Annotated in this window: 7 protein-coding genes; all 7 read right to left on the reverse strand. The window is 34.6% G+C overall.

Features of this window, described 5'->3' with window-relative positions; genetic code table 11:
* Nucleotides 1-26: 26 nt before the first annotated feature.
* The 7 genes from pheT to ACFOUY_RS11620 all read right to left on the reverse strand — a co-directional run bounded on the left by pheT (nt 27) and on the right by ACFOUY_RS11620 (nt 6188).
* Entirely contained in the window at nt 27-2426 is a 2400-nt protein-coding gene (pheT, locus tag ACFOUY_RS11590) for a phenylalanine--tRNA ligase subunit beta (RefSeq protein WP_378960791.1), read from the reverse strand.
* Between the two features lie 134 nt (nt 2427-2560).
* Entirely contained in the window at nt 2561-2755 is a 195-nt protein-coding gene (locus ACFOUY_RS11595; RefSeq protein WP_378960792.1) for a hypothetical protein, read from the reverse strand.
* Between the two features lies 1 nt (nt 2756).
* Entirely contained in the window at nt 2757-2945 is a 189-nt protein-coding gene (locus ACFOUY_RS11600; protein ID WP_378960794.1) for a hypothetical protein, read from the reverse strand.
* A gap of 1 nt (nt 2946) precedes the next feature.
* The gene (locus tag ACFOUY_RS11605; protein ID WP_378960795.1) at nt 2947-4341 is read right to left on the reverse strand and encodes a radical SAM protein; all 1395 of its coding nucleotides are present in this window, start codon (nt 4339-4341) and stop codon (nt 2947-2949) included.
* On the reverse strand, nt 4334-5107 hold the full coding sequence (locus ACFOUY_RS11610) for a prolipoprotein diacylglyceryl transferase family protein (RefSeq protein WP_378960796.1): 774 nt from the start codon (nt 5105-5107) through the stop codon (nt 4334-4336). Before ACFOUY_RS11610 ends, ACFOUY_RS11605 begins: the two co-directional genes overlap by 8 nt.
* Before the next feature lie 3 nt (nt 5108-5110).
* Nucleotides 5111-5950: an endonuclease/exonuclease/phosphatase family protein gene (locus ACFOUY_RS11615; protein WP_378960797.1), complete on the reverse strand. Its 840-nt coding sequence runs from the start codon at nt 5948-5950 to the stop codon at nt 5111-5113.
* A gap of 73 nt (nt 5951-6023) precedes the next feature.
* Nucleotides 6024-6188, reverse strand: coding sequence for a JAB domain-containing protein (locus ACFOUY_RS11620; protein WP_378960798.1), 165 nt, complete (start codon nt 6186-6188; stop codon nt 6024-6026).
* Nucleotides 6189-6776: the final 588 nt, after the last annotated feature.

Raw genomic sequence — 6776 nt, forward strand, 5'->3', positions numbered from 1 at the left:
TATTTCTAAAAATACGAATTTAAATTTTATTTCCTAATTTCTGCACCAGCTTGACTGGTTAAATTAGCAATTAACTTCTGCATTGTATTTTCAATCTGCTTATCTGTAAGCGTTTGCTCTTCATCTTGCAAAATAAAATTTAGTGCATAAGATTTTTTACCTTCCGGTAGTTTATCACCTTCATAGACATCAAAAACACCAACTTCTTTAATTAATTTTTTATCGGTTTTGAAAGCAATTCCTTTAAGCGTATCAAAGGTTATATTTTTATCAATAAGCATCGATAAATCCCTCCTTACTGCCGGATATTTAGCAATTTCTTTATTTACAATTTTATTTTTCCTTACGATATCAAGCAAGGCAGCCCAGTCAAAATCTGCATAAAAAACGTCCGCGTTTACATCAGCCTTTTTTCTATCTTCTTTTGTTGCCGCACCAAAACTCACTAAAGTTTTATCGCCTCTAAAATATTTAATTCCGTAAGCAAAATTTTCATCTACTAAAGCGTCTGATTGATAAGTCGAAATGCCTAATCTTATCATCACCGCATCAACAGCCGATTTTAAATTATAAAAGCTGGATGATTTGCTGCTCTGGTTCCATTGCTCACTTTGTTTCGCCCCCGAAATTAAAAGTAATAATCTTGGGCGCTCTACATACTGTTCGTTAATTAAATGGTAAGTTTTACCGTATTCATAAAATTTAACATCTGCATTTTTACGGTTTTGATTATATGCAACACTCTCTAATGCAGGCATCAACATACTTTGACGCATTACATTCAAATCGCTGCTTAATGGATTTAAAATATAAACTGCTTCATCTAAATTTTTAGAATAAGTTGATTTAGTTAATGAGTTACATAGAATCTCTGCGTAACCATTAGCTGTGAGCATATCGGCAATTGTGTTGTGTGTGTTCTCTCGCTCTGGTTTTAAACTGTAAGAAAGTGATGCATTTACTTTAGTGGGAATTTCGATATTGTTGTAACCATAAATACGTAAAACTTCTTCTGTAATATCACACTCACGGGTAACATCAACCTTAAATGAAGGTACTCTTAAAGCAAGTGTATCCTCAGAAGTATTAGTTGCTGAAATACCTAATGATGTAATAATATGCTTAATTTCTGCCGATGGAATATTTGTACCAATTAATTTATTAATGTTTTTGTAACTAACCTCAAATTCGAAAGGTTTAATATGTACAGGATAAATATCAGAAATTGATGAAGAGATTTCGCCACCAGCAATTTCTTTAATTAACATTGCGGCGTATTTTAAAGCTGTTACGGTAATTTCAGGATCGGTACCACGTTCGAAACGGAAAGAAGCATCGGTTTTTAAACCATGTCTTTTAGAGGTTTTGCGAACAGAAACCGAATTGAAATAAGCACTTTCTAAGAAAATATTTTTTGTGTTTGCATCAACTCCAGAAGTTTTACCCCCGAAAACACCTGCAATACACATTGGTGCATCTGCATTGCAAATCATCAAATCTTCGGCACTTAACTTGCGTTCTACATCATCAAGCGTCACGAATGGCGTACCTTCTGCAACCTTTTTAACAATAACTTTACCACCTACAATTTTATCTGCATCGAAAGCATGTAATGGCTGACCTAAACCATGCAAAACGTAATTGGTAACATCTACAACATTGTTAATCGGACGTAAACCAATAACTTTTAATTTATCCTTTAACCAATCCGGCGACTCTGCAACAGTTACACCAGAAATGGTAACACTGCTATAACGTTGGCAAGCTTCAATATCTACAACTTCAACCGGAATAACTAAATTTTCGTTATCCGTTTTAAAAGCTGATAAATCTGGCATTTCAAATTCACTTCTGAAATAGGCCGCCAAATCTCTTGCAACACCTAAATGCGACGCCGCATCTGCACGGTTTGGTGTTAACCCGATTTCAAAAACGAAATCATCATCCATTTTGAAATACGCCTTTGCTTCGATACCAATTTCAGCATCTGCATCCAGAATCATAATTCCATCGTGAGATTTACCTAAGCCAATCTCATCTTCAGCACAAATCATTCCTTGAGAAACTTCTCCCCTAATCTTCGATTCTTTAATTTTAAATGGCTCGCCCTCTAATGGATAAACCGTTGTGCCAACTGTAGCCACCACAACTTTTTGTCCGGCACCAACATTTGGCGCACCACAAACAATCTGAAGATTTTCTTTACCACCAACATTTACTGTAGTTACACGTAAGCGATCGGCATTGGGGTGTTGTACGCAAGTTAAAACCTCGCCAATTACCAAACCTTCTAATCCACCTATTACAGGTTGAACTTTATCTACACTTTCTACCTCTAAACCAACATTTGTCAGGATTAAAGAAAGTTCTGCAGGTGTTTTATCTATCCTAACGAATTGTTTTAACCAGTTGTATGATATTTTCATTTTTGGAGAATCAAGTAGCGAATATCTGGCATCTAGGCAAAGCCTGATGGATAATCAAATTTTATAAAACGCAAAGATATTATTTAAAGCCCAAAGCAGAAAGCTAAACAAGAAATCTTGACAGAATAAATTGATTAATGACTAATACTTAGCTTAGACAGAATTATCGCACAGGCACCCGCTCCAATCACCAACATAATTACTGAAGCAATAATTAACCTTAAAGCGGGTTTAAGTGGCTGATTTTTTACCGATTTTATAATGAGTTGAATAATGCCAATAACCAAAAGAAGCAATACAATAACCCAGTAAACAACAAAACCTTCCATATTAACTATTTGCTAAAATAACGGCACATGCTCCAAAACCAATTAAAACCATAATTACTGAAGCAATAAGCAGCTTAAGGCCTGGTTTAACAGAAGTATTATTTGAGGAGGCAATAATCATCATAATTATACCAACTACAAATAAAACTACTGTTGCCAGCGCGTAAAGTATTAGAAAAAAAAACAGCATATTACTTCATATTTAGTTCAGCCCTTATGGTATCAATTTTATTATCACGATAAAAAATATTCATGGTTTCAAAAGGAACAATTTTATATTTCTCGCTCACAATATGGACACAAGATTTTTTTACCGCCCGAACATCAAAATCCAAAGGATCCATAAAATTCATTATAATAATACGAAAAAGATTATCATAACTTAAGTTATCAGATTTCACCCTGGGTAAACAGCACATTAATTCGCCAAAAGTATCTTCAGCACAATCAACCGAAACGCCGGTGCTAAATAAGTTAAGCATGTGTTCCTTTAACTTTTCATCATGTTCAAAAACGATTGTATTTTTTGAGTTGTTTAGTAAATCTTCCGGATTTATAAGGTGTGTCATCGGTATCACTTCATCACCGATTTTTAAAGCATAAGCCATGCAAAGCGCATCTGGATTACATGGAACAGGAATTAAATCTTGTGGTGTAAAGGTTGGATACTGCTCATAAATTTTTCTACGAACTTCAGTTAGGGTAATTCTGCCGGCCTGGTCGTTGTAATCATCATTTCTTCCGGCTACTTGTGTAGGTTGAAACGTAACACCACGAACACATTTCTGTTTCAGAGCGTAATCTATTATATCACCAATTTCACCATCATTCAATCCTTTTTGCAAAGTAACAACTAATGTTGTTGAAACATTAAATTGGTTAAGGTTAGCTATTGCCTGCTTACGAACTTCCGTTAAATCTTCGCCTCTTAAACGTGTAAGAACATCGGCATTAAAACTATCAAATTGTAAATAAATCTCGAAATCAGGTTGATATGAAGCCAGTTTTTCAACGAATTTTATATCCTTGGCAATCCTAATCCCATTAGTATTAACCATTAAATGCTTGATGGGCTTGGTTTTGGCTAAATCAAGGATAGCAAAAAAATCAGGATGCACAGTTGGTTCGCCTCCAGAAAGCTGGACAACATCAGGCTCGCCTTCGTTTGCAACCACAACATCCATCATTCGCTCAATTTCTTCCAGTGTACGGTGCCTGCCATAATTTGGAGAAGACATTGCATAGCATGTGGGGCATGCAAGATTACACCTGTCAGTAACTTCGATAACTGTTAAACAAGAATGCTGCTCGTGGTCGGTACATAAACCGCAATCATAAGGGCAGCCATAATGCACTTTGGTATTAAACTTAAGTGGCATTTCAGATTGCTTATTATAATTCCTTATCTGCTTATAGTACTCCACATCATCAGCTATCATTACTTTACTATCTCCGTGTGTTTTACAGTTTTTAAGCATAAAAACCTTCGCATCCTGAAAAACAATTTTTGCATCGCAAAGCATAAGGCATTCAGGACACAGGCTTTTTGTATAATCGTAATAAATATAATCTCTTGTATTAGCCATATTCTTTAGTTTTTTCAGTGAGGGTAGATTTAAATATCCTTTTTATGAATTTATAATAATAAAGAAAAATAAACAATGCCGACCAATGAATGCTACTTAAATTTAAGAATAATGATTCGTATGGTTTAAGGAATTCGATGAGGAATCGAAAAAGAAAATATAAGACCATTAAAAGTTTAAAACGATCGCCATTTAACATCACTTTGTTTTTCAGAAAACTAAAAAACATTAGGAGTGCTATTAAAAACAATATTTCATAGAACATTATTGGATGCCTTTTAATGCCATCACCTAAATCCATTCCTACAAAAAAAGTGGTTGGCAATCCATAAGTTGGCTCATCAATTCCCATGGAAAAACAACCTATTCTACCGATAATTAAGGCAATAATAATTGGTGTAACATATAAATCGCCAGAGGCAATGTTGACACCGATTATTTTCTTAATCAATTCAACGCCAAAAAGACCACCGAGTAACCCTCCTATAATTGTTTTACTTTGATAAAGAGTGAGGAAAGTTAAGTGATTTAATTGAGATGGTGTTTCGAGAATGGCGACAAACCTGGAGCCAATTAACGCACCAAGCATTGCTCCAAGCATAATCCACAATCGGTTTTCATCAGAAATTGGATCGAGCTTACCTTTTTTTAGATAGTAATAGATCCTAACACCTATTATAAATGATAGTGTTTCGAAAATGTAATGGTAATGGTAATATTCACCAAAAAACTGAAATTTAAATGGAAACAGGGGGTTCGTGCTCAATAATTATTTAAAGAAAAGCCTAACAAAAACAGGCAAGTGGTCCGAAAAATATTTTTTGTCTTTACTATCGCTAAGTACTGCAAACTTCTGCACTTTAAAACCTTTATTTACAAAAATATAATCGATGCGATTTTTTAATTCACTGTTAAAATCAAATGCATTAAAAGTTCCATCAGGCCCATAAGGTGGCTCAACAGTAATTTCTTTTGCATCCTGAAGAAAAGATTTTATTGTTGCGATTGCATCTGTTTCTGGAGTAACATTTAAATCACCTGTATAAATCACAGGTAATTTTGGCGCAATTTCCTGTATTTTTTGTTTAATTAATTTGGCTGATTCAATTCTGGCTTTAACACCTACATGATCGTAATGGGTATTAAATACAATAAATTCCTTCTTATTTAATTTATCAAATAATTTTACCCAGCTACAAATTCTTGGCAATACCGCATCCCAACCCTTCGATGGCACATTTGGTGTTTCAGATAACCAGAAAGTTCCTCCATCTTTTTTTGCAAACCTTGTTTTATCGAAAAATATTGCAGAAAATTCTCCTTTACGTTTACCATCATCGCGACCGACACCCACAAAATCGAAGTTTGTATTTTCACTTAGCGCATCAAATTGATCGGCTAAAGCTTCCTGAACACAAAGTATATCAGCATCGTGAAATTTGACTAATGCCTTAACATTGTCTTTTCTGTTTGGCCATGCATTTACCCCATCACCAGGATTATTATATCGAATATTATAGGTGATGATGTTAATTGGGGTTTCCTTTTTCTGCGCAATAGCAGCTATAGAAAAAAGAAAAATAACTAGAAATGATGTTGAAATTTTCATATGGCCAAATTACAAAATTGTTTAATTGCAATATTGATTTAACGTTAAGTAACAATTGTTTTATTGTTTCCGATTATATCAAACCTTCATCCTGGTAACTGTAATAACCGTTGTCGGTAAAAATAAGGTGGTCAACCATTGACAAACCAAGCATTAAACCAGATGCGACAGCATCTCTTGTTAATCTGTTATCACTTTCGCTGGACTTTAACTTACCAGGTGGAATTAGACAAAACAATATGGCGCATTATTTTCAAGCGCCGTTTTAAATATATTTGTTGGATCTGCAACTGTTCCGGCTTGACCGCCTTTACTAATTAGAAATTTACCTACAATCCGTGGTTCGATCTATTTAAGAGTAGTATCCAGAATTCTTAATGGTTAAGATGCGAAGAAGAAGAATTAAGGTATTTATAAACGTCGGTCGATGCGCTAGCCTGTATAACTTCATCTTCAGGATTTTCTTTCCGTCTCAATCCTAATTCGAGTGCTGCAACTATGCAAATTGCTCTTGCTTCACCTATCCATTTAAATTTAGAAAGTTCAGGAATTGAGGCTTTAGCTAACTTTGTTAGATTATTGCCGTAGAAACTTAAATTCGCTTCCTTAAATCAACGGCTGTTTCATTTTTATTGCCTGAACCAATTAAAATTGCGATGAGTTTTCTGCATCAGAGAAATGCATTTGGCCGTTTAATAAAAGCTTTTCTCTTGGTCGGTCTTGGATCAAGCAAAAAAGTTGGGGAGTTGAGAAGTTTATTTAATTTTGTACAACATTATTATTTTGGACACTTCAATACTATCTTTAATACTACCTGAAGGGTTAA

It is taken from the genome of Pedobacter jamesrossensis (assembly GCF_042650905.1).
Classification (GTDB): Bacteria; Bacteroidota; Bacteroidia; order Sphingobacteriales; family Sphingobacteriaceae; genus Pedobacter; species Pedobacter jamesrossensis.

Coding starts and splice junctions, on each gene's coding strand:
- pheT (WP_378960791.1), bottom strand. CDS start 2,426: ATGAAAATATCATACAACTGGTTAAAACAATTCGTTAGGATAGATAAA.
- ACFOUY_RS11595 (WP_378960792.1), bottom strand. CDS start 2,755: ATGGAAGGTTTTGTTGTTTACTGGGTTATTGTATTGCTTCTTTTGGTT.
- ACFOUY_RS11600 (WP_378960794.1), bottom strand. CDS start 2,945: ATGCTGTTTTTTTTTCTAATACTTTACGCGCTGGCAACAGTAGTTTTA.
- ACFOUY_RS11605 (WP_378960795.1), bottom strand. CDS start 4,341: ATGGCTAATACAAGAGATTATATTTATTACGATTATACAAAAAGCCTG.
- ACFOUY_RS11615 (WP_378960797.1), bottom strand. CDS start 5,950: ATGAAAATTTCAACATCATTTCTAGTTATTTTTCTTTTTTCTATAGCT.